Annotated in this window: 19 protein-coding genes; 13 read left to right on the top strand and 6 right to left on the bottom strand. The window is 74.2% G+C overall.

The genetic code is table 11. The features are described from left to right. Window positions 1-217: 217 nt before the first annotated feature. From GV155_RS13130 to betT, 4 genes are read left to right on the top strand one after another with little or no spacing between them, the layout of a single operon-like run. Window positions 218-586, top strand: a complete 369-nt coding sequence (locus GV155_RS13130) for a hypothetical protein (protein WP_160008597.1) — start codon at window positions 218-220, stop codon at window positions 584-586. 57 nt (window positions 587-643) lie between these two features. After that, window positions 644-2,152 carry an aldehyde dehydrogenase family protein gene (locus tag GV155_RS13125; RefSeq protein WP_160008595.1) on the top strand — a complete coding sequence of 503 codons (1,509 nt, stop codon included), beginning with the start codon at window positions 644-646 and terminating at the stop codon, window positions 2,150-2,152. Next, window positions 2,149-3,882 (top strand): choline dehydrogenase, encoded by a 1,734-nt coding sequence (betA, locus tag GV155_RS13120; RefSeq protein WP_160008593.1) that lies wholly within the window; start codon window positions 2,149-2,151, stop codon window positions 3,880-3,882. The genes GV155_RS13125 and betA overlap by 4 nt, the downstream gene beginning before the upstream one ends. Window positions 3,883-3,925: 43 nt before the next feature. Then, window positions 3,926-5,989: a choline BCCT transporter BetT gene (gene betT / locus GV155_RS13115; RefSeq protein ID WP_160008591.1), complete on the top strand. Its 2,064-nt coding sequence runs from the start codon at window positions 3,926-3,928 to the stop codon at window positions 5,987-5,989. 65 nt (window positions 5,990-6,054) lie between these two features. Here betT and GV155_RS13110 read toward each other — a convergent pair whose 3' ends face one another. Next, a complete protein-coding gene (locus tag GV155_RS13110; protein WP_236554311.1) occupies window positions 6,055-6,687 on the bottom strand; it encodes an alpha/beta hydrolase in 633 nt (210 codons plus the stop codon). A gap of 85 nt (window positions 6,688-6,772) precedes the next feature. Between GV155_RS13110 and ligA the strand changes: the two genes are divergently transcribed. Beyond that, window positions 6,773-8,908 (top strand): NAD-dependent DNA ligase LigA, encoded by a 2,136-nt coding sequence (gene ligA / locus GV155_RS13105; protein WP_160008587.1) that lies wholly within the window; start codon window positions 6,773-6,775, stop codon window positions 8,906-8,908. On the opposite strand, the gene GV155_RS13100 is transcribed toward ligA, so the two are convergent. The 3 genes from GV155_RS13100 to wrbA all read right to left on the bottom strand — a co-directional run bounded on the left by GV155_RS13100 (window position 8,896) and on the right by wrbA (window position 11,293). Then, window positions 8,896-10,059 carry a hypothetical protein gene (locus tag GV155_RS13100; RefSeq protein ID WP_160008585.1) on the bottom strand — a complete coding sequence of 388 codons (1,164 nt, stop codon included), beginning with the start codon at window positions 10,057-10,059 and terminating at the stop codon, window positions 8,896-8,898. The two genes, ligA and GV155_RS13100, sit on opposite strands and share 13 nt — an antisense overlap. Further along, window positions 10,052-10,573, bottom strand: a complete 522-nt coding sequence (locus tag GV155_RS13095; RefSeq protein ID WP_160008583.1) for a SigE family RNA polymerase sigma factor — start codon at window positions 10,571-10,573, stop codon at window positions 10,052-10,054. Before GV155_RS13095 ends, GV155_RS13100 begins: the two co-directional genes overlap by 8 nt. Window positions 10,574-10,693: 120 nt before the next feature. Then, window positions 10,694-11,293, bottom strand: coding sequence for an NAD(P)H:quinone oxidoreductase (gene wrbA, locus GV155_RS13090; protein WP_160008581.1), 600 nt, complete (start codon window positions 11,291-11,293; stop codon window positions 10,694-10,696). A gap of 98 nt (window positions 11,294-11,391) precedes the next feature. On the opposite strand from wrbA, the gene gatC reads away from it, so the two are divergent. From gatC to GV155_RS13050, 8 genes are all read left to right on the top strand, one after another. Next, window positions 11,392-11,697, top strand: a complete 306-nt coding sequence (gene gatC / locus GV155_RS13085; RefSeq protein ID WP_160008579.1) for an Asp-tRNA(Asn)/Glu-tRNA(Gln) amidotransferase subunit GatC — start codon at window positions 11,392-11,394, stop codon at window positions 11,695-11,697. Next, complete coding sequence (gatA, locus tag GV155_RS13080) at window positions 11,694-13,226, top strand: Asp-tRNA(Asn)/Glu-tRNA(Gln) amidotransferase subunit GatA (protein ID WP_160008577.1); 1,533 nt, start codon at window positions 11,694-11,696, stop codon at window positions 13,224-13,226. The genes gatC and gatA overlap by 4 nt, the downstream gene beginning before the upstream one ends. Further along, window positions 13,223-14,731: an Asp-tRNA(Asn)/Glu-tRNA(Gln) amidotransferase subunit GatB gene (gene gatB, locus GV155_RS13075; RefSeq protein ID WP_236554310.1), complete on the top strand. Its 1,509-nt coding sequence runs from the start codon at window positions 13,223-13,225 to the stop codon at window positions 14,729-14,731. Before gatA ends, gatB begins: the two co-directional genes overlap by 4 nt. A 230-nt stretch (window positions 14,732-14,961) precedes the next feature. Continuing rightward, window positions 14,962-16,002: a hypothetical protein gene (locus tag GV155_RS13070; RefSeq protein ID WP_160008575.1), complete on the top strand. Its 1,041-nt coding sequence runs from the start codon at window positions 14,962-14,964 to the stop codon at window positions 16,000-16,002. Continuing rightward, window positions 15,999-17,009, top strand: coding sequence for a hypothetical protein (locus GV155_RS13065; protein ID WP_160008573.1), 1,011 nt, complete (start codon window positions 15,999-16,001; stop codon window positions 17,007-17,009). The genes GV155_RS13070 and GV155_RS13065 overlap by 4 nt, the downstream gene beginning before the upstream one ends. After that, entirely contained in the window at window positions 17,006-18,181 is a 1,176-nt protein-coding gene (locus tag GV155_RS13060; RefSeq protein WP_160008571.1) for an energy-coupling factor transporter transmembrane component T, read from the top strand. Before GV155_RS13065 ends, GV155_RS13060 begins: the two co-directional genes overlap by 4 nt. Beyond that, on the top strand, window positions 18,178-19,791 hold the full coding sequence (locus GV155_RS13055; RefSeq protein ID WP_160008569.1) for an ABC transporter ATP-binding protein: 1,614 nt from the start codon (window positions 18,178-18,180) through the stop codon (window positions 19,789-19,791). Before GV155_RS13060 ends, GV155_RS13055 begins: the two co-directional genes overlap by 4 nt. After that, a complete protein-coding gene (locus tag GV155_RS13050) occupies window positions 19,788-20,606 on the top strand; it encodes an ECF transporter S component (protein ID WP_236554309.1) in 819 nt (272 codons plus the stop codon). The genes GV155_RS13055 and GV155_RS13050 overlap by 4 nt, the downstream gene beginning before the upstream one ends. 149 nt (window positions 20,607-20,755) lie before the next feature. On the opposite strand, the gene GV155_RS13045 is transcribed toward GV155_RS13050, so the two are convergent. Beyond that, window positions 20,756-21,649 (bottom strand): crotonase/enoyl-CoA hydratase family protein, encoded by an 894-nt coding sequence (locus tag GV155_RS13045; protein ID WP_160008567.1) that lies wholly within the window; start codon window positions 21,647-21,649, stop codon window positions 20,756-20,758. Continuing rightward, window positions 21,646-22,763, bottom strand: a 1,118-nt coding sequence (locus GV155_RS13040; RefSeq protein WP_160008565.1) for an LCP family protein, incomplete at its 5' end; no start/stop codon positions are given. The genes GV155_RS13045 and GV155_RS13040, both read right to left, overlap by 4 nt.

The following is a 22,763-nucleotide window of genomic DNA, read 5'->3' as shown; positions in this document are numbered from 1 at the left end:
GGCGGCGGCGCTCGGCGACCGGCTCACGACCTGGGAGGGCGGGGTCCCCGACCCCCGGGGTCTCGAGCGGGTCCGCGCCGACCCCGCGGTGCTGGCGGACGTCTGGGCCCGCTCGGTCAGGACCTCCGGCGGGCCGGCTCCCCGCGTGCGTGGGTCGACTCCCTCGCCCCTGGTCGCCGGGCGCCCCGGGTGGTCCCCACGGACGGTGTCGGCGCGGGTGACGCTCGACCCGCAGGCGCGAGCCCCGTACACCGTCGTCGACCTCGTGGTGACCCGCGGCCCGGTGCCGGGGCGGCCGGAGGGGGACTCCTGCGACGTGGTGCCGCCGGCCCGTTGCGCGGACCCGTTCCTCGGCGCGGGCAGGTACGTCGTGCGGTGGGTCCCCGGCCCCTCCGGCCGGGTCGAGGTGCTGCTGCGTCGCGGCCCCGACACCGTGCTCGTCCGGTTGGCCGGGTGGGACGTGCCGGTCGGGTACGACGCCGTCGTCGCGCAGACGAGCTGGGTCGGGCTGACCGCGGTGATGGCCGACCGCGAGCGGTTCGCCCCGCTCACCCCGCGCCGGGTCGCGGAACGGTCCGAGACCTAGGTCACCGTCGCGGGGACCCGGTTTGACCTGACCGCTCCGGTGCGGTTGCGTCAGGGGGTGCCCGAGCTCTTCATCGCCGGTCGGTGGCGCGACGCCTCCGACGGCTCCACGCGCCAGGTCCGCTGCCCCGCGGACACCACCCAGGTCGTCGCGGAGGTCTCCGAGGCCACCGCCGAGGACGCGGTCGCGGCCGTCGTGGCCGCGCGCAGCGCCTTCGACAACGGTCCCTGGCCGCGTACGCCCGCGCCCGAGCGGGCCGCCCTGCTGCACCGCCTGGCCGACCGGCTCGTGGCCGACAAGGAGGAGGTCGCCCGGCTGGAGTCGCTCGACACCGGCAAGCGGATGCTGGAGTCGCGCCTCGACGTCGACGACATCGTCGGCGTCTTCCGCCACTACGCCGGGCTGGCGCAGGCCGACGCCGGCCGCGTGGTCGACACCGGCATGCCCGACGTCGTGAGCAAGGTCGTCCACGAGCCGGTCGGCGTGTGCTCGCTGATCACCCCGTGGAACTTCCCGCTGCTGCAGACCTCCTGGAAGGTCGCCCCGGCGCTGGCCGCGGGCAACACCTTCGTGCTCAAGCCCAGCGAGCTCACGCCGTCGACCGCGATCTGGCTGATGCGCGCGCTGACCGACGTCGGGCTGCCCGACGGCGTCGCCAACCTCGTGCTCGGTGCCGGCGATCGGGTCGGGCCGACGCTCACCACGGCCCCCGAGGTCGACCTCGTCTCCTTCACCGGCGGCCTGGTCACCGGGCGTCGCGTGATGGCCTCGGCCGCGGAGACCGTCAAGAAGGTCGCCCTCGAGCTCGGCGGCAAGAACCCCAACATCGTCTTCGCCGACGCCGACCTCGAGACCGCGCTGGACATGGCGCTGACCGCGGTCTTCCTCGACTCCGGCCAGGTCTGCTCCGCCGGCGCCCGGCTGGTCGTGGAGGACTCGATCCACGACGAGTTCGTCGAGGCCCTGGTCGCGCGCACCGAGCAGATCCGGCTCGGCGGTCCCTTCGACGACGACGCCGAGACCGGCCCGCTCATCTCCGAGGCGCACCGCGCGAAGGTGGAGGCCTACGTCGCGGCCGGCCTCGCCGAGGGCGCGGTCCTCCGGGCCGGTGGGTCGCGGCCCGAGGGGGAGGCGTACGACCGGGGCTGGTTCTACCGGCCCACGATCCTCGACGGCTGCGCGGCCGACATGAGCTGCGTGCAGGACGAGTCGTTCGGACCCGTGCTGACCGTCGAGACCTTCACCGGCGCGGACGCGGACGGTCTCGAGGACGCCGCGGTCTCGATCGCCAACGACACCATCTTCGGCCTGGCGGGCGCGGTCTGGACCCGCGACGCCGGGCGCGCCGAGCGGGTCGCGGCGCGGCTGCGCCACGGCACGATCTGGATCAACGACTACCACCCGTACGTGCCCCAGGCCGAGTGGGGCGGCTACAAGCAGAGCGGCGTCGGTCGCGAGCTCGGGCTGGCCGGCCTGGACGAGTACCGCGAGACCAAGCACGTGTGGCACAACACCCGCCCCGTCCCCCAGGGCTGGTTCGGACCGAGCGAGGGAGACGCGTCATGAGCGAGCGCTACGACTACGTGATCGTGGGGGGCGGCTCGGCCGGCTCCGCGCTGGGCAACCGCCTCTCGTCCGACCCCGGCACCCGGGTGCTCGTGCTGGAGGCCGGCCGCACCGACACCAAGCTCGACCCGTTCATCCACATGCCGGCCGCGCTGCCGTACCCGATCGGGAACCGGCTCTACGACTGGAAGTACACCTCCGAGCCCGAGCCGCACATGGGCGGCCGGACGGTCTACCACGCCCGCGGGAAGATCCTCGGCGGCTCCTCCAGCATCAACGGGATGATCTTCCAGCGCGGCAACCCGCTCGACTACGAGCGCTGGGGCGCCGACGCCGGGATGGAGCACTGGGACTACGCCCACTGCCTGCCGTACTTCAAGCGGATGGAGACCACCACCGCGGGCGCCGACGCGTGGCGCGGCGGTGCCGGGCCGCTGGTGCTCGAGCGGGGGCCGGCGTCGTCGCCGCTCTTCGGGGCCTTCTTCGAGGCCGTCCAGCAGGCCGGCCACCCGTTGACCGACGACGTCAACGGCTACCGCCAGGAGGGCTTCGCGCCCTTCGACCGCAACGTCAGTCGCGGTCGGCGCCTCTCGGCCAGCCAGGCCTACCTGCACCCGGTGATGAGCCGGCCCAACCTCGACGTCCACACGCTCGCGCAGGTCACCGGCCTGAGGGTCGCCCGCGAGGCCGGGGGCCCCCGCGTCACCGGGGTCGACTACGTGCGCGGCGTGGGGCGGCGCGGCGCGCGGCGCAGCGTCGAGGCCGGCGAGGTCATCCTCTGCGGTGGTGCGATCAACTCCCCGCAGCTGCTGCAGCTGGCCGGGATCGGCGACCCCGAGCTGCTCAAGCGCCTCGACATCGACGTGATTGCCGACCTGCCCGGCGTCGGCGCGAACATGCAGGACCACTTGGAGGTCTACATCCAGCACGCCGCGAAGCAGCCGGTGTCGATCGCCCCGTGGCTCAAGCACCGTCACAAGCCCCGGATCGGCGCCGAGTGGCTCTTCGGCCGCCGGGGCGTGGGGGCCTCGAACCACTTCGAGGCCGGCGGGTTCCTGCGCAGCAACGACCGGGTGGACTACCCGAACCTGATGTTCCACTTCCTGCCCATCGCGATCCGGTACGACGGGTCGCAGCCGGCCGCCGAGCACGGCTACCAGGTGCACATCGGCCCGATGTACTCCGACGTGCGGGGCAGCCTGAAGATCCGCAGCACCGACCCCTTCGAGCACCCGGCGCTGCAGTTCAACTACCTCTCGACCGAGAACGACCGGCGTGAGTGGATCGAGATGGTCCGCGCGGCGAGGACCATCCTCGAGCAGCCGGCGTTCGCGCCGTTCTCGGCCGGGGAGATCTCGCCCGGCCCCGGGGTCAGCACCGACCAGGAGATCCTGGACTGGGTGGCGGCGGACGCCGAGACCGCGCTGCACCCCTCCTGCACCGCGCGGATGGGCACCGACCCGGACTCCGTCGTCGACCCCTCGACCATGCGGGTGCACGGCGTGGAGGGGCTGCGCGTCGTGGACGCCTCGGTGATGCCCTACGTCACCAACGGCAACATCTACGCCCCGGTGATGATGCTCGCCGAGAAGGCCGCGGACCTCATCGCCGGGAACACGCCACTGGCGCCCGAGGACGTGCCGTTCTACCGTCACGGAACCGGCATGCCGCTGTACCCGCAGGGGGACCCGCGCAACGACGCGCGGCCCGGCACCGTCCAGGTCCACTGAGCGCCGGCCCCGCGGGGCCGGCGAGGTGAAGAGGAGAACAGCGATGACCGATCTCGACTCACGACCCGGGGTGGCCGGGCCGGTCCCCGAGGAGCCCGCCTCCCGGCTCAACCTGCCGGTGTTCGTCCCGGCGGCGCTGATCACCCTGGCGGTGACGATCTGGTGCGTGGCCGCTCCCGAGCACGCGTTCGACACGTTGGAGTCGCTGGTCGGCCGGGTCTCCAGCGGCTTCGGCTGGTTCTACATCGCGCTGACCACCTCGGTGCTGGTGTTCGTGGTCTACCTGGCGTTCTCCAAGTACGGCTCGATCCGGCTCGGTCCCGACCACTCGCGACCAGAGTTCTCCACCGGGGCGTGGGCCGCGATGCTGTTCGCGGCCGGCATCGGCACCGACCTGATCTTCTACTCCGTCTACGAGCCGGCGGTGCAGTACCTCGACCCGCCCTCGATCGAGGGCGGCACGGTCCAGGCCGCGCGCGAGGGCACCGTGTGGACGCTGTTCCACTACGGCCTGTCCGGCTGGGGCATGTACACGCTGATGGGGATGGCCCTGGGCTACTTCGCCTACCGGATGAACCTTCCCCTGGCGGTCCGCTCCGCGCTGTACCCGTTGATCGGCAAGAAGGTCGATGGCCCGATCGGCCACGCCACCGACATCGCCGCCGTGCTCGGCACGATCTTCGGCGTCGCGACCTCGCTCGGCATCGGCGTGGTCAGCCTCAACGTCGGGCTGAACATCGTCTTCGGCCTCCCGCAGGGACTGGCCACGCAGGCGGCGCTGATCGTCCTGGCGGTCGTGATCGCCGCCGTCTCGGCCACCACCGGCGTCGAGAAGGGGATCAAGGTGATCTCCCAGGTCAACGTGCTCCTGGCCATCGGCCTGGCCCTGTTCATCCTGGTGACCGGGCGGACGGCGTACCTGCTGGACGCGCTGGTGCTCAACGTCGGCGACTACGCCCGGCTCTTCCCGGAGATGACCAACCAGACCTTCGCCTTCGAGGACAACAGCAGCTGGATGGGGCTCTGGACGCTGTTCTTCTGGGCGTGGTGGGTGGCGTGGTCGGCCTTCGTCGGGCTGTTCCTGGCGCGGATCTCGCGCGGGCGCACCATCCGGCAGTTCGTGCTCGGCGCCCTGATCATCCCCTTCACCTACATCGTGATGTGGGTGAGCATCTTCGGCAACGCGGCCCTCGACCAGATCCGCGGAGGCAACGCGTCGTTCCAGACGGTCATCGAGGAGGGCGTCGACCCCTCGGAGGGACTGTGGGCCCTGCTGCAGGAGTACCCCGCCTTCCCGGTGGTCGCGACCCTGGCGATCCTCGTCGGCCTGCTTTTCTACGTCACCTCCGCCGACTCGGGCGCGCTGGTGATGGCCAACCTGTCCTCGACGCTGCGGACCACCGCCGACGACGGTGCGGCCTGGCTGCGGATCTTCTGGGCGGCCGCGACCGGCGCGCTGACGCTGGCGATCCTGGCGGCCGGCAACATCTTCGCCCTGCAGTACGCCACGATCATCGTGGGGCTGCCGTTCGCGCTGGTGCTGGTCCCGGTGATGTGGGGCCTCTACCGGGCGCTGTCGGTCGAGGGCCAGGTCGCCGAGAGCAGGACCGGGATGCTGCCGGGCATGCTGTCCGGCCGCAGCGGGTCCGCCGAACCCACCGGCCGGCCCAGCCACGTGCCGTGGCAGGCCCGGGTTCGTCGGGTGATGACCTTCCCGGACCGCGCCAAGGCCGACGACTACCTCGCCTCGGTGGTCGCCCCCGCGCTGGCGGAGGTCGCCGACGAGCTGCGCAGCCAGGGCGTGGGCGTCGACGTGGTGGACCGCCCCGACGAGGACGGCCACCCCGGGACCGAGCTGGTCACCGACGTCGGCGCCGAGCTGCCCTTCGTCTACCGGGTCCAGCACCGCGACCAGCCGATCCCGGCGTACGGCGGGTGGGCGCCCCGCGGCGACGAGCGCTACTCCCGCCTCGAGGTGCACCTGCGCGACGGCGGCCAGGGCTACGACGTGATGGGCTACAGCCGGACCCAGCTGATCGACGACGTGCTGGACCAGTACGAGCGTCACTTGGAGTTCCTGCGCCTGCACGACGGCGCCGGGACCTGATCGGGCCGGCGACACGCCTTCCAGTCCGGGACACGCCCACCCGGCCGCTGCGTGGCGAAGAGCGCTCAGCCGGTCGTCCGGTCGCCGAGCAGGGCCAGGCAGGAGGCCGTCGCGACCTCCTCCCAGCGCTCGACACGACGCAGCATGTAGTGGCCGACCCGGCCCATGTCCTCGAAGCCCGTCGAGGAGGCGACCGGGCCGGCGCGACGCACGTAGTCGCGCGTCATCCGGGCCGAGGTGATCCGGTCCGCGCGGCCGTGGGCGGCGCGCAGGTGGCGGCCGCGGAGGGTGGAGACGGGGTCGGAGCGGTCCCACCACGGCGCCAGGGCCACCACGCCATCGACCGAATCGTGGTCGGCGACGTGCACGGCGGTACGTGCACCCATCGAGTGCCCGAGGAGGACGACCGGCACGTCGCCGAGCTCGTCCCGCACCTGGTCCAGCGCCCAGCGGGCGTCCTGCGTGGCCGAGGCGCCGGTGCCGTTCCAGCCGCGCTCGCGGTAGCGCAGCAGCCACGAGGCGGCGCCGGCCCCGTGCAGGCGGGGCGTGACCGCCCGTTGGAGCGCGGCCATCCGGCGCCAGGACGCGCTGCGCGCCCCGACCTCGTCGCGGCCGTGGGGCTTGCCGCCGTGCAGCAGCAGGACGACGGCGCGCGGGGGAGTGGTCGGGTCGAGACGCGTCAGCGAGGGAGCGGGCACGCCTGCCAGTGTGTCCGGCCGGCGGTGGGGCGCCGTCGCCCGCACGGGCGAGCGGGCTGTCGGCGGGACCCGGCAGGATGAGCCCATGAGCACGCCCGAGCCGGCGCCCACCGAGGCCCGCGACGAGCACCGTCAGCTGGTCGAGGACGTCGAGGACGCGCGCTGGCGCTACTACGTCCTGGACGACCCCACGCTCGACGACGCCGACTTCGACCGCCGGATGCGGCGCCTGGAGGAGCTCGAGGAGGCGCACCCCGAGCTGCGGACGCCGGACTCCCCGACGCAGAAGGTCGGCGGCGCGGTCTCGACCGAGTTCACCGCGGTCGACCACCTGCGCCGGATGGAGAGCCTCGACAACGCCTTCTCCGACGAGGAGCTGGCCTCCTGGCACGCCCGGCTCGCCCGCGACGGCGTGGTGGACCCGCAGCTGCTGGTCGAGCTCAAGGTCGACGGTCTCGCGATCAACCTGCTCTACGAGCGCGGCCGGCTGACCCGGGCGCTGACCCGCGGCGACGGGCGCACCGGGGAGGACGTCACGCCCAACGTCCGCACCATCGCCGGCGTCCCCACCCGGCTGAGCGGCACCGAGGAGCACCCGGTGCCCGACCTGGTGGAGGTGCGCGGCGAGGTGTTCCTGCCGACCGCGGCTTTCGAGCGGCTGAACGAGACGATGACCGAGGCCGGCAAGCCGGTCTTCGCCAACCCGCGCAACGCCGCCGCGGGCTCGCTGCGGCAGAAGGACCCGCGGGTCACCGCCACCCGCGCGCTGGGGATGGTCTGCCACGGCATCGGCGCCCGCGAGGGCTTCGAGCCGGGGTCGCAGTCGGGGGCGTACGACGCCCTGGCCGCCTGGGGCCTGCCGGTCTCCGACCGGGTCCGGGTGCTGGACAGCCTGGCCGAGGTGCACGAGTTCGTCGAGCACTACGGCGAGCACCGCCACGACGTCGAGCACGAGATCGACGGCGTCGTGGTCAAGGTCGACGACTACGCGCTGCAGCGCCGGCTCGGCTCGACCAGCCGCGCCCCGCGGTGGGCGATCGCCTTCAAGTACCCGCCCGAGGAGGTCAACGCCGAGCTGCTGGCGATCGAGGTCAACACCGGGCGCACCGGCCGGGTGACGCCGTTCGGGCGGATGGTGCCCACCCGGGTCGCGGGCTCGACGGTCGAGATGGCCACGCTGCACAACGCCCACGAGGTGCGCCGCAAGGACGTGCGCCCCGGCGACACCGTCGTCCTGCGCAAGGCCGGTGACGTCATCCCCGAGATCGTCGGGCCGGTCCTCGCGCTGCGGCCCGAGGGACTCCCGGCGTGGGAGATGCCGACCGAGTGCCCCTCCTGCGGCACCCCGCTGGCCCAGCAGAAGGAGGGCGACAAGGACCTGCGCTGCCCCAACCACCGGGCCTGCCCGGCCCAGGCGCTCGAGCGGGTCTTCCACGTGGCCGGGCGGGGCGCCTTCGACATCGAGGGGCTGGGCTCGGAGGCGGCGTACGCCCTGCTCACCGCGGGCGTGATCACCGACGAGGGCGACGTCTTCGACCTCGACGAGGACAAGCTGCTGCGCACCGAGCTCTTCACCCGCGCGGCGAAGAAGGGGGAGGACGCCGACGAGCGCGGCCGGGTCCTGTCGGCCAACGGGCGCTCGCTGCTTGCCGGGCTCGCCGCCTCCCGCGAGGTCCCGCTCTGGCGGGTGCTCGTGGCGCTCTCGATCCGCCACGTCGGCCCCACCGCCGCCCGCGCGCTGGCCACCGAGCTCGGCTCGATGGAGGCCATCCGCGCGGCCACCGAGGAGCAGCTCGCGGACGCCGACGGCGTCGGGCCGACGATCGCCGAGGCCGTCACGGAGTGGTTCCGCGTCGACTGGCACGCCTCGATCGTCGACCGGTGGACCCGTGCGGGGGTCTCGATGGCCGACGAGCGCGACGAGTCCGTCCCGCGGACCCTCGAGGGCCTCACCGTCGTGGTGACCGGCTCGCTCGAGGGCTACAGCCGCGACTCGGCCAAGGAGGCGATCCTGTCCCGCGGCGGGAAGGCCTCGGGGTCGGTCTCGAAGAAGACCGACTTCGTCGTGGTGGGGGAGAACGCCGGCACCAAGGCGGAGAAGGCCGAGCAGCTCGGCGTCCCCGTCCTCGACGAGGCCGGGTTCACCGCGCTGCTGGCCGACGGCCCGCCGCCGGCCGTCGAGCCTGACCCGGAGCCGGACCCGGAGGCTCAGGACTCGTAGGTCCGACCGCCGAGACGCAGCTCCTGGCTGTAGTCCCGGGCCGGGGTCCCGCCCTCGGGGTCGGGCAGGTCCTCGATCTCCAGGGCGGTCTCCGCGCACGTGCCGTCCACCGGCGAGCAGGCGACCAGCGTGTCCCCGGTGACGACGAACGGCTCGCCCTCCGGGGTCCAGCCGGGCAGGCCCTGCCCGATCTCGGGAGGGAGGCCGACCGTCGCGCCGGTGCCGACGTCGACGACGGAGACCTCGCCCGCAGCGGACCCCAGGGTCGTCATGACGTCCGGCTCCGAGACGAGCAGGGCGTACCGGCCGTCGGGCGAGAGCTGGACGTCGACGAAGACGCCGTCCTCCGTGGGCACCGCGAGCAGCACCCGACCGGTGGCCGCGTCCACGACGCTGCTGCCCTCGCGGTCCGTGGTGACCGTGCGACCGCCGGCCACCTGGGGGAAGAGGGTGTCCAGGCCGCTGTCGACCACCTCGCCGGAGCGCCAGTCGACGGCCCAGGTGGTGCGGCCGCCGCCGACGTAGACGGTGTCCCCGTCCAGTGACACGGGCGGCGGCGACCAGCTGAAGCGGCCGGGGACCGGCACGCGGGCGACCTCGACGTCGGTGTCGACGTCGTGCACGACGACCTCGGCACCGTCGGGCGTGGCCTCGGCCCAGGCCAGGTAGGGCTGGGCGGGGTCGGTGGCGTGCGCGGTCTCCTCGGTCTCGACCGAGACGGGGCTGACCGAGCCGTCGGGCCGGACGAGGGAGAAGCGCTGGGGCCCGCCGCCGTCGCTGGCGGGGTCGTCCCCGTGACGTACCAGGACTCCCGCGGAGGTGTAGTAGAGCGACTTCACGACCGTGTCGTCGACCCGCGCGGACGCCGCACCGTCGTCGAGGTACACCGTGCGACCGACGGAGAAGACCGCACCGGAGCCGGCTGCCGGGTCGGAGGCGGTGTCGGGGGAGGGCCCGCCCCGGTCGAGATGGCCGAGCCCCACGGCAGCACCCGCGACGGCGACCGTGAGGGCACCCGCGGCGGCTGCGGCGGCGCCGGTGCGGCGTCGTCGGCGTCGTCGACCGGCCTCCAGCACGGCCCCGGCGGGGGCCGGGGGGACGGTGAGGCCGTCGGCCTCGTCGCGGAGCATCTGCTGCAGGCGGTCAGTCACGGGTGGCTCCCAGGGAGGAGGGGACGACGGCGTCGCCGAGCTGCGTGCGCAGGCGGGCGAGAGCGTCGGAGGTCTGGCTCTTGACGGTGCCGTCGCCGATGCCCAGGAGGCGGGCGGTCTCGGCGACGGAGAGGTCCTCGTAGTACCGCAGGACGACGACCGCGCGCTGCCGCGGGGCGAGCGTGGCCAGGGCCGCGACCAGCAGGGGGCGGGCGTCGGGGTCGCCGACGGGACCGGCCCGCTCGGGCAGGACGTCGCGCGGCGACTCGGCGTTCCACGACCGGCGCCGGAACCACGACGTCGCGGTGTTGACCAGGGTGGTGCGGGCGTACCCCGGTGCGGCTGCGACGTCGCGCACCGAGGACCACGAGGCGTAGGTCTTGGCGAGCGCGGTCTGGACGAGGTCCTCGGCCTCCCCGCGGTCGCCCACCAGGAGGTAGGCGGTGCGGTAGAGCGAGGGCCACGAGGCGTGCACCAGGGCGGTGAACTCGTCGTCGCTGGGGGATCGGGGCATCCGGACCTCCTCGGTCGGTCACCCTCCCAGATGCGGCGGACCCCCGGTTCGGTTGGGCAGGACGCAGCACGACCCGCCACCGGGGGACGGTGGCGGGTCGCGGTGCTGCGGGTGCTCGGCTCAGGCGGTGAGCTTCGAGGACACCGAGATGCAGCGGGTGACCAGGTGGTCGATGCTCGCGTGGTCGTCGTCGGTCAAGTCGCTGCCGGCCCCGGTGACCTTGCCGACGCCGTACGGGTTGCCGTCGGTGGCGCCGAACTTGATCGGGTCGGTGTAGCCCGGGGGCACGATGATCCCGCCGAAGTGGGCGAACGTGGTGTGCATCGCCTGGAGCGTGGACTCCTGGCCGCCGTGCAGGGTCTGGCTGGCGGTGAAGGCCGAGTAGACCTTGTCGGCCAGCTTGCCGGCGCCCCACAGGGGGCCGAGGGTGTCGATGTAGGACTGCAGCTGGCTGGTGACGTGGCCGTAGCGCGTGCCCGAGCCCATCAGGACCACGTCGGCCCAGTCGATGTCGTCCGGCGTGGCGGTCGGCTGGTCGGCGACCTCGTCGACGTGGGCCTTCCAGGCGTCCTGGGACTCGACGGCCTCGCGGGGGGCGGTCTCGGCGACGTGGCGCAGCCGCACCTCGGCCCCGGCCTGCTCGGCGGCGTGCGCGGCGCGCTGCGCCATCGCGTGGACCGCGCCGTAGCCGGAGTAGTAGATGATGGCGACCTTCGTCATGGGACGTCCTCCTGATGGGGTATGAACTTGAACTTTCAACTGACTGTACGCACCGGCCCCTGAGGAACGAGCGGCGGCGCGGTCCTAGGATGACCGGCATGCCTGACGCCCGGATCACCCGCGAGGAGGTGCGCCACCTCGCCGACCTCGCCCGGATCGACCTCGACGACGCCGAGCTGGACCACCTCGCCCCCCAGCTGTCCGTGATCCTGGAGTCGGTGGCCTCCATCGCCGGGGTCGCCGGCGACGACGTGCCGCCGACCTCGCACCCGCTGCCCCTGACCAACGTCTTCCGTGCCGACGTCGTCGAGCCCGGCCTGACCCCGGAGCAGGCCCTCGGGGGCGCGCCCGAGACCGAGCAGCAGCGCTTCTCGGTGCCGCGGATCCTGGGGGACGAGCAGTGAGCACCGACGCCACCCGCAGCAGCGCCGCCGCGCTCGCCGCCGCCCTGGCCGCCGGCGAGACCACCTCGGTCGCGCTGACGCAGGCCGCGCTCGACCGCACCGCCGCGGTCGACGGCAGCGTGCGCGCCTACCTCCACGTCGACGCCGAGGGCGCGCTCGCCCAGGCCGCCGCCTCCGACGACCGGCGCGCCGCCGGGCAGCCGGCCTCGCCCCTGGACGGCGTGCCCGTCGCGGTCAAGGACGTGCTGGCCACGCAGGGCCTGCCCACCACCTGCGGCTCGCGGATCCTGGAGGGCTGGCGCCCGCCGTACGACGCGACCGTGGTGACCCGGCTGCGCGCCGCGGGCCTGCCGATCCTGGGCAAGACCAACATGGACGAGTTCGCGATGGGCTCCTCCACCGAGCACTCCGCCTACGGCCCCACCCACAACCCGTGGGACCTCGACCGGATCCCCGGCGGCTCCGGCGGCGGGTCGGCCGCCGCCGTGGCGTCCTTCCAGGCCCCGCTGGCCCTCGGCACCGACACCGGCGGCTCGATCCGCCAGCCCGGCGCCGTGACCGGCACCGTCGGGATGAAGCCGACGTACGGCGCGGTCAGCCGCTACGGGCTGGTCGCGCTGGCCAACTCCCTGGACCAGGTCGGTCCGGTGACCCGCACCGTCGAGGACGCCGCGATGCTGCACGAGGTCGTCGGCGGCCACGACCCCCGCGACTCGACCTCGGTCGTGCAGCCGCTCACCGGTCTGCTCGACGCGGCCCGCCAGGGCGCCCAGGGCGACCTGACCGGCGTCCGCGTGGGCGTCATCCGGGAGCTCGGCGGCGAGGGCTACCAGGCCGGTGTCCTGGCCCGCTTCACCGAGACCGTCGACCTGCTCGTCGGGGCCGGCGCCGAGGTGGTCGAGGTCTCCTGCCCGAGCTTCGAGCACGCGCTGGCCGCCTACTACCTGATCCTGCCGGCCGAGGCCTCCAGCAACCTGGCCAAGTTCGACGCCATGCGCTACGGCCTGCGGGTGCTGCCCGAGGGCGTCGACTCCCCGTCGGCCGAGCAGGTCATGCGCGCCTCGCGCGACGCCGGCTTCGGCGACGAGGTGAAGCGCCGGATCATGATCGGCACCTATGCCCTGTCCAGCGGCTACTACGACGCCTACTACGGCCAGGCCCAGAAGGTGCGCACCCTGATCAGCCGCGACTTCGCCGCCGCCTTCGAGCAGGTCGACGTGCTGGTCTCGCCGACCGCGCCCACCACGGCGTTCAAGCTGGGCGAGAAGCTGGACGACCCGATCGCGATGTACCTCAACGACCTCGCGACGATCCCGGCCAACCTGGCCGGGCTCCCGGGCATCTCGGTGCCCAGCGGCCTGGCCGACGAGGACGGGCTGCCCGCCGGCTTCCAGGTCCTCGCCCCGGCGCTGGCCGACGACCGCTGCTACCGCGTCGGCGCCGCCGCCGAGGCCCTGCTGACGCAGCAGTGGGGCGGCCCGCTCCTGGACCGCGCCCCCGCCCTGACCACCCCTGGAGGATCGCTGTGAGCGACACCCTGGTCGCCTGGGACGACGTCCTCGCGGCGTACGACCCCGCCCTCGGGCTCGAGGTGCACGTCGAGCTGAACACCGCCTCGAAGATGTTCTGCGGGTGCGCCACGGAGTTCGGTGCCGAGCCGAACACGCAGGTCTGCCCGACCTGCCTGGGCCTGCCCGGGGCGATGCCGGTGGTCAACGCGACCGCGGTGGAGTCGGCGATCCGGATCGGCCTGGCGCTGAACTGTGACATCGCCGAGTGGTGCCGCTTCGCGCGGAAGAACTACTTCTACCCCGACATGCCGAAGAACTTCCAGACCAGCCAGTACGACGAGCCGATCTGCTTCGACGGCTACCTCGACGTGGCCGTGCCGACCGAGGACGGCGGCACCGAGACGGTCCGGGTCGAGATCGAGCGCGCCCACATGGAGGAGGACACCGGGAAGTCGCTGCACGTCGGCGGTGCCACCGGTCGCATCCACGGCGCCGACCACTCGCTGGTCGACTACAACCGCGCCGGCATCCCGTTGATCGAGATCGTCACGCGGCCGGTGATGGGCACCCGCTCCCGCGCCCCGCACGTCGCGAAGGCCTACGTCGCCGCGCTGCGCGAGATCCTGCTGGGCCTCGGCGTCTCCGACGTGCGGATGGAGCAGGGCTCGCTGCGCTGCGACGTCAACCTGTCGCTGGCGCCCAAGGACGAGGGCGGGCTCGGCACCCGTACCGAGACCAAGAACGTGAACTCGCTGCGCTCGGTCGAGCGGGCCGTGCGCTACGAGATGCAGCGCCACGCGGCCGTCCTGGGCGCCGGTGGGTCGATCCTCCAGGAGACCCGGCACTGGCACGAGGACACCGGGGTCACCACCTCGGGCCGCGAGAAGTCCGACGCCGAGGACTACCGCTACTTCCCCGAGCCCGACCTGGTGCCCGTCGCGCCGTCGCGCGAGTGGGTGGAGGAGCTGCGCGCCACGCTGCCCGAGCCGCCGGCCGTACGCCGGGCGCGCCTGCGGGAGGTCTGGGGCTTCAGCGAGCTCGAGATGCGCGACACCGAAAACGCCGGTGCCCTGGGGGTGGTCGAGGAGACCGTCGCCGCCGGCGCGTCGCCGCAGGCCGCGCGCAAGTGGTGGCTGGGCGAGCTGGCGCGCGCCGCCAACGACTCGGGCAAGGACATCGCCGCGCTCGGCGTCGCCCCCGCCGACGTCGCGCGCGTGCAGGCGCTGGTCGACGAGGGCACCCTCAACGACAAGCTGGCCCGCCAGGTGATCGACGGCCTCGTGGCCGGTGAGGGCACCCCCGACGAGGTCGTGGCCGCCCGCGGCCTGGCCGTGGTCTCCGACGAGGGCGCGCTCTCGGCCGCCGTCGACGCCGCGATCGAGGCCAACCCCGACGTGGCCGACAAGATCCGGGCCGGCAAGCACGCCGCCGCCGGTGCGCTGATCGGCGCGGTCATGAAGGAGATGCGGGGCCAGGCCGACGCGGCCAGGGTGCGCGAGCTGGTCCTCGAGAAGCTGGCGTAGGCGCGCGCGGATGTAGAGTGCGCACCGCACCAACCTTGCACGCCCGTGGCGGGGAAAGCCGGTCGAACTCCGGCGCTGACCCGCAACCGTAGGCCCCTTCGTGGGGCGAGCCGGAACGCCTGCCACGACGCGTCCTGATCACATCGCTGTCGTGGAAAGCAGCGGGGATCGACCCGCGGCACCGGCCCGCGTGCGACCTCCCGCTGTGCAGCGGGAAGGAACCACCGCACATGTCTCGCACCCTCCTGCGTCGCGCCGGGATCACCCTGGCCACCGGCGCCCTCGCCGTCACCGGCGTCCTCACCTCCGCCCCCACCGCCTCCGCGGCCCCGGCCGACGACGCCGCGGGCTGGCTGGGCGGTCAGCTCAAGGGCGGGGTGATGTACAACCCGGACTTCGGCGGGTTCAACGACTACGGGCTCACCGCCGACGCGGGCTTCGCGCTGATCGAGGTCGGCGGGAAGGACCGCAAGGTCCAGCAGATCCGCAAGGGCCTGCAGGCGAACGTCGACAGCTGGACGACCGGGGTCGACTTCGGGAGCGACGACGTCTACGCCGGGTCCGTGGCCAAGGCGCTGGCCTTCGCGACCGAGGCGCCGAAGGCGCGTCCGCGCAGCTTCGGCGGCGTCGACCTGGTCGAGCGTCTGGAGGCCCGGGTCACCGACGCCGGCCGTCTGTCGGACTCGGGTGCTGAGGACTACGCCAACACCATCGGCCAGGCCTTCGCCGTGCGTGGGCTCACCGAGACCGGGTCGAGCGAGGCCGGGGCCGCGACCTCCTTCCTGCTGCAGCAGCAGTGCGCCGAGGGGTTCTTCCGCCTCGACTTCTCCGCCCCGGGCGCGGCGGACCAGGGCTGCGACGCCGCGGGCGGCGAGGCCGATCTCGACGTCACCGCGCTCGCCCTGCTGAACCTGCAGGAGGTCGACGACCCCACCCGCGCCGTGAAGCGCGCCACTGCCTCCGGCCTGGCCTGGGTGGCCGACCAGCAGCGCCGCAACGGCAGCTTCGCCGGCAGCGGTCCGACCGCGGTCCCGAACGCCAACAGCACCGGGCTCGCCGCCTGGGCGCTCGGCGAGGCCGGGCGCTGCCGCCCGGCGGCGAAGGCCGCGTCCTGGGTCCGAGGGCTCCAGCTCGGCAACGGCGCGATCGCCTACGACCGGGCCGCGGCCGATGCCGGCGTGACCCCGCAGACCCGTGACCAGTTCCGCCGCGCGACCGCCCAGGCCGCCCCCGGGCTGGAGTACCTGCGTGTGAAGGCCTGCCGGGCGTGAGCGTCGCCCGCCTCGCCCGTTCCGCGGCCGCGCTCGCCCTCGCCGTGGCCGGCCTCGCCGTCCCCGTGACGGCCGCGTCGGTGCTGACCGCCGGTCCTGCCGCCGCCGCCACGTGCGGCGGCGGCCCGGGGGTGACCGTGGTCGTCGACCGGGCCGGTCTTGGCGGCGGTACGACGACCGGGTGCGACGGTGACGGTGGGAGGGCGACCGACAACTTCGCCGACACCGGGGTAGGCCTGACGTACGCCCAGCGGGATCCCGGGTTCGTCTGCCGGGTGGGAGGTGCCCCCGCCAGCGACCCGTGCGTGAACACCTCACCGGCGGACGCCTACTGGGGCCTGTGGTGGTCCGACGGCACGTCCGGCACGTGGCGGTACAGCAGCGTCGGCGTCGGGAGCCTCACGGTCCCCGCCGGCGGCTCGGTGGCGTTCCGCTTCAACGACGGCGACAGGACCCCGCCGTCGGTGGCCCCGCCCGTCAAGGCCGCCAGCAGCGGCTCGGGCGGCGGCACCTCGGGCGGCGGCACCACGGGCGGCGGCGGCGGAACCTCGAGCGGCTCGGGATCCGCGGGCGGAGGCGCCACACCGCCTCGCCCCGCACCGTCCACCCCCACGGCCACGCCGTCCTCGAGCGCGACCGCGGTGACCCCGACGCCGACCCCCACGGCCTCGGCCGCTCCCGGGGCGCAGGACGACCGCGGTGACCGTCGACGGGCGGCGCCGGGCGGCGGGCTCGACCGCGACCGTGCCGACCGGAAGACCGAGCCCGACGATGACCGGAAGGACGCGCGGGACCGTCGCGACACGTCGCCGACCCCGGCGGCCGAGCCGGAGACCGAGCAGGAGACCACCCTGGTCGACGACCCGGTCGACCCCCAGGCCTCCCAGAGCGCGGCCGCCGACGGCCTGCCCGTCTGGGTCGCCCCGGCGCTGGTGGCGGGGCTCCTGCTGGTCGGTGGCGCCGTGGCCGGCGTCCGACGGTTCCGGGGAGCCCCGGGCCGCCCGTGAGCGCGCGCCTGCCCCGCGACCTGCACCCCGTGGCCTGGTGGCTGTGGGCGATCGGTCTCGCGGTGGCGGCGTCGCTCACCACCAACCCGTACCTCCTGCTCCTGCTCGTCGGCACCGCGACGCTGACCGTCCTGGCCCGCCGCGGTGACCAGCCGTGGAGCCGGTCCTTCCGGCTCTACCTGTGGCTCGGGCTGGTCGTCGTGGTGGTCCGGGTGGTCTTCCGGGTGCTCGTCGGCAGCGGGTACCCGGGCACCGTCGTGCTCGACCTGCCGTCGTTCTCCCTGCCGCTGCCCGAACCGGTCCTCGCCATCACCTTCCTCGGCCCGGTGACCCTCGAGTCGCTGCTCGGCGGGCTGTACGACGGGATGCGGCTGGCCGCGATCCTCGTCTGCGTCGGCGCGGCCAACGCGCTCGCCAACCCCAAGCGGCTGCTCCGCTCGGTCCCGCCCGCGCTCTACGAGATCGGCACCGCCCTCGTGGTCGCGGTCAGCGTCCTGCCGCAGCTGGCCGACAGCGTGCGCCGGGTCCGCGCCGCCCAGGCGCTGCGCGCCGGCGACCCCGGGAGCCGTGGTCGCGTGCGCGGCCTGCGACGGATCGTGGTCCCGGTCCTCGAGGACGCCTTCGAGCGGTCCCTGGCCCTGGCCGCCGGCATGGACACCCGGGGGTACGGCCGCGCCGGCTCGGCCACGCCGGGCCAGCGCCGCACCACCGGTGCGCTGATGCTCGCCGGCCTGCTCGGTGTCTGCGTCGGGACGTACGCGCTGCTCGACCAGACCGGGGCCGTGTCGCGAGACATCGGGCGCGGGTTCCTGCTCGGCGGGCTGCTGCTCGCCGCCGGCGGCCTGGTCAGCGCCGGACGCCGCGTCGAGCGCACCCGCTACCGGGCCGACCGGTGGCGGTGGCCCGAGCTCGTCGTCGCGGTCAGCGGGGCGACGGTGGCCGTGGCCGGCGTCGCCCTCGCCCGGGGGATCGAGATGGATGGCCGGTTCCTCCTCGCGCCCCAGGTGGCAGTGGCCTACCCCGACCTCTCCGCCGTCCCGCCGGTCACCCTGCTGGCGCTCGTCGGCCCGCTCGTCGGCCTGCTGGCCGCGCTCGCCGCGCCCCCGCCGGTCCTGGCCGCCCGGCCCGACCCCGTCGCGCTGCGACGCCGCGAACCGGCGGTGGCCGCGTGATCGAGCTCCGCGGCGTCGCGCTGCGCTACGACCCCGCCGACCCGTCCGACCACGACGGACCCCTCCGGTCCGCGCCGGCGCCGGTCCTGGACGGCGTCGACCTGAGCGTCGAGGAGGGCGAGCTGGTCCTCGTCTCCGGGCCGACCGGGGTCGGCAAGTCCACCCTGCTCGGCGTGGTCACCGGCCTGGTCCCGCGCTTCTCCGGAGGCCGCCTCGAGGGCGACGTCCTGCTCGACGGCACCAGCATCGTCCGCACGCCCCCGCGCGAGCGGGCGCACGCCATCGGCTACGTCGGCCAGGACCCCGCGGCCGGGTTCGTCACCGACACGGTCGAGGAGGAGCTGGCGTACGGCATGGAGCAGCTCGGCCTGCCGCCCACCACGATGCGGCGCCGGGTCGAGGAGACCCTCGACCTGCTCGGCGTGGCCGACCTCCGTTCCCGCGACCTGCGCACGCTGTCCGGCGGGCAGCAGCAGCGGGTGGCGCTGGGCTCGGTGCTGACGATGCACCCCCGGCTGCTGGTCCTGGACGAGCCGACCTCGGCCCTCGACCCGACCGCGGCCGAGGAGGTGCTGGCCACCCTGACCCGGCTGGTGCGCGACCTCGGCGTCTCGGTGCTGCTCGCCGAGCACCGCCTCGAGCGGGTCGTGCCGTTCGCCGACCGGACGTGCCTGATGACCGGCGACGGCCGGGTCCGGGTGGGGGAGACCGCCGAGGTGCTCGCCGGCTCCCCGGTCGTCCCGCCGATCGTCGAGCTGGGCCGGCTGGCCGGCTGGTCCCCGCTCCCGCTCGACGTCCGCGACGCGCGGCGCCGCGCCCGCGGCCTCGCCCTGGGCGACCCCCCGGCGTACGACGACTCGCCGCCCACCGGCCACGACGTCCTGACCGCGACCGGCGTGACCGTCGTGCACGGACCGACCGTCGCGGTGCGCGACCTGGACCTGAGCCTGTCGGCCGGGGTGGTGACCGCCCTGATGGGCCGCAACGGCTGCGGCAAGTCCTCCCTGATGTGGACGCTCCAGGGCTCCGGCGACCGCCGCGCCGGGAAGGTCCGCGTCGAGGGCACCGACACCGCGGACGCCGACGCCGAGCGGCGGCGCGCGCTGGTGGGGCTGCTGCCGCAGAACCCCGCCGACCTGCTCTACCTCGAGACGGTCGCGGCCGAGTGCGCGACCGCAGGTCCCGGCGCGCGCGAGGTCCTCGACCAGCTGGCCCCGGGCATCCCCGACGAGCAGCACCCACGCGACCTGTCCGAGGGCCAGCGGATGGCGCTGTCCCTGGCCGTGGTGCTCAGCGCCACCCCGCCGGTGCTGCTGCTCGACGAGCCCACCCGCGGCCTGGACTACGCCGCCAAGGCCCGCCTGGCCGTGCTGCTGCGCCGTCTCGCCGGCCACGGGCGGACGGCTCTCGTGGCCACGCACGACGTCGAGTTCGTCGCGCTCTGCGCGGACCGGGTCGTGGTGATGTCGGAGGGCGAGGTGGTCTCCTCGGGCCCGGTACGCCGGGTCGTCGCGGAGTCCCCGGCCTTCGCGCCCCAGGTCACCAAGGTGCTCGGTGCCCCGTGGCTGCGCGTCGACGAGGTCGCCGCCGCGATCGGGGCCCGGTCGTGAGCGCCCCGGCCCGCCCGGCCGCGGTCCCGGTCACCCGTCGTACCGCCGCCGTGCTCGCGCTGGCCTCGGTCGGTGGGTTGATGATGCTCGGCTGGCCGCTGCTGCTCCAGCCCGCGGCGGGCGACCGCGTCGACCCGCCGTTCCTCTTCCTGGCCCTCGTGCCGCTGGTGCTCGTGGTCGTGCTCGCCGAGATCTCCGAGGGTGGCCTCGACCCGCGGGTGCTGGCGGTGCTCGGGGTGCTCAGCGCCCTGGTCGCGGTGCTGCGCGGCGTCTCGGCGGGGACCGGCGGGATCGAGCTGGTCTTCTTCCTGCTGATCCTCGCCGGCCGGGTGCTCGGACCCGGCTTCGGCTTCGCGCTGGGGTGCACCGCGCTGTTCGCCTCCGCCCTGATGACCGCCGGGGTCGGCCCGTGGCTGCCCTTCCAGATGCTCGTCTCCGCCTGGGTCGGGATGGGCGCCGGCCTGCTGCCGCAGCGGGTCCGCGGTCGCGGCGAGATCGTGATGCTGGCGGCCTACGGCGTGCTGGCGGCCTACGCCTACGGTCTGCTGCTGAACCTCTCGGACTGGCCGTTCGTGCTCGGCATCGGCGTGCCCGGCGTCTCCGGCGACCTGACCTACGTGCCCGGTGCGCCGCTGGGGGAGAACCTGGTGACGTTCCTGCGCTACACGCTGATCACCTCGACCGGCAGCTTCGACACCGGTCGGGCGATCACCAACGCGGTGGCGATCGCGCTGCTCGGGCCGGCCGTGCTGGCCACGCTGCGGCGCACCGCGCGCCGCGCCACGGTGGTCGGGACCGTCGCCGGACCTCCGTGACGCGGGCCGTCGCGACGGAAGAACGTACAGTCAGTCCGTTTCGGGACGGGCGCACCGCACCGCACCCTCCTGACCTGCAGTGATCCAGAGCCCGACCGCGACGGTGAGGCTTGTGTACGTTCTTCCGTCGTCGGGAGCCGGCCCGGTGGTCAGTCGAAGACGCGCGGCAGGTCGGAGGCCCGGCCGGTGAAGCGGGGGGTGCGCTTCTCACGGAAGGCGGCCACCCCCTCCTTGCCGTCGGTGATCGAGGCGTGGAACATCGCCAACGAGTCCGACAGGTGCGCCTCGAGCGGGTCGGCGGCGGCGCTGTTGCGGTACATCAGCTGCTTGGCCAGGCCCAGCGCGACGGGGGAGCGGTCCTTCACGAAGGAGCGGGCCAGCTCCTGGGCGGCGCCGAGCAGGTCCTCGGGCTCGTGCAGCGAGCGGAGCAGCCGGCCCTCGTGGGCCTGCTGCGCGGTGAGCACGTCGGCGGAGTAGACCCACTCGAGGGCCTGGCTGATGCCGACGATGCGGGGCAGGAACCAGCTCGACGCGGCCTCGGGCACGATGCCCAGGCGGCCGAAGACGAAGCCGATCCGGGCCTTGGTGGACGCCAGTCGCAGGTCCATCGCCAGCGTCATCGTGGCGCCGATCCCGACGGCGGCGCCGTTGATCGCCGCGATCACCGGCTTGGGCAGCGCGTGGATCGCCAGCGTCACCTTGCCGCCGGTGTCGCGCACGCCGTCCTGGTACGGCTCGTCGGTCAGGTGCGCGCGCAGGTCCTCCGGGGTCGGGTCGAGCGACTCGTCGAGCCCGAAGACGTTGCCCTCGGCCGACAGGTCCATCCCGGCGCAGAACGCCCGGCCGGCACCCGTCACCACGACGGCGCGGACGGCGTCGTCGTGGGCGTCGACGGTGAAGAAGTGCAGCAGCTCGCGGGCCATGGTGACGGTGAAGGAGTTCATCGCGTCGGGACGGTCGAGGGTCAGGGTGGCGACCCCGTCGTCGTCGACGCTCACGCTCAACGTCTCGTAGGTGGTGGCTGCGGTGGTCGGGCTGGTCACTGGAGTCCTCCGGTCGGGCTGCAGAGCTCGGGGGTGATGCTCTCGGTGTCGTCCTCGATGATGGCCTGGAACATCTGCGGGGCCCGCTCGGGGTCCCAGTCGACGTTCAGGTTGGCGATCGGGACGCCGCAGGTCAGGCCGGAGTCGCCGTTGACGTTGGTCATCGCGCTGGCCCACATCGCCGCGCGGACCGGGCCCATGCCCTCGCCGACCGCGACGGCGTCGGCGCCGGCGTTGTTCAGCCGCCAGTAGCGCCACGGGTTGACCACGGTCCACGGCGAGACCGCCTCCGCGCCGATCGCGGAGATCACCTCGCGCTGGCGGCGGGCCCGGTCGATGTCGCCGAGCGCCGAGATCTTGCGGGAGCGGGCGTAGCCGAGCGCGGTCGCGCCGTCGGCCTCCTGGCAGCCCTTCTCCACGTCCAGCTTGGCCAGCGGGTCCTGCATGGCCTCGCGGGGGCAGATCTCCACCCCGCCGACGGCGTCGACGACGTCGACGAACCCGCCGAAGCCGATCTCGACGTACTCGTCGACCCGGATCCCGGTCTCGTTCTCGATGGTCTGCGTCAGCAGGGGCGCGCCGCCGAAGGCGAAGGCGGCGTTGATCTTGGTGGTGCCGTAGCCGGGGACGTCCACCACGGAGTCGCGGGGGATCGACATCAGCAGGTTCGGGCCGGAGCCGGTGTGCAGCAGCAGGATGGTGTCGGTGCGCTGGCCGGCGGCGTCGCCGGTGCCGAGCGCCCTGCGCTCCTCCTCGCTGAGGTCGCCGCGGGAGTCGCTGCCGACCAGGAGGTAGGTGGTGCCGGGCTGGTCGTCGGGGCGGTCCCCGTCGGGGGTGAACGGCACCTCCTCGACCTGCGACCACGCATAGATCGGGACCCCGACCAGGAAGACCAGCCAGGCCACGAGCAGGAGCAGCAGGTGCCGGACGCGGGGGCGCCAGCGGCGTCCCGAGCGCGACCGTCGCGGGGACGACCCGGACGGCGGGGGAGCGGGTCGCACCGGCGCCGGCTCCGGGCGCCGCGGCGCCTGGTACGGGCGCTGCTGCGCCCCCATCACCTGCGTGCGGTCGTCGTTCCCGGGCGGGGGCGGCGGCTGCTGGCGCGGCTGGCGGG

The sequence above is a fragment of the Nocardioides sp. AX2bis genome (assembly GCF_902506435.1).
Classification (GTDB): Bacteria; Actinomycetota; Actinomycetes; order Propionibacteriales; family Nocardioidaceae; genus Nocardioides.
This window is presented reverse-complemented; position numbering and strand designations above follow the sequence as displayed.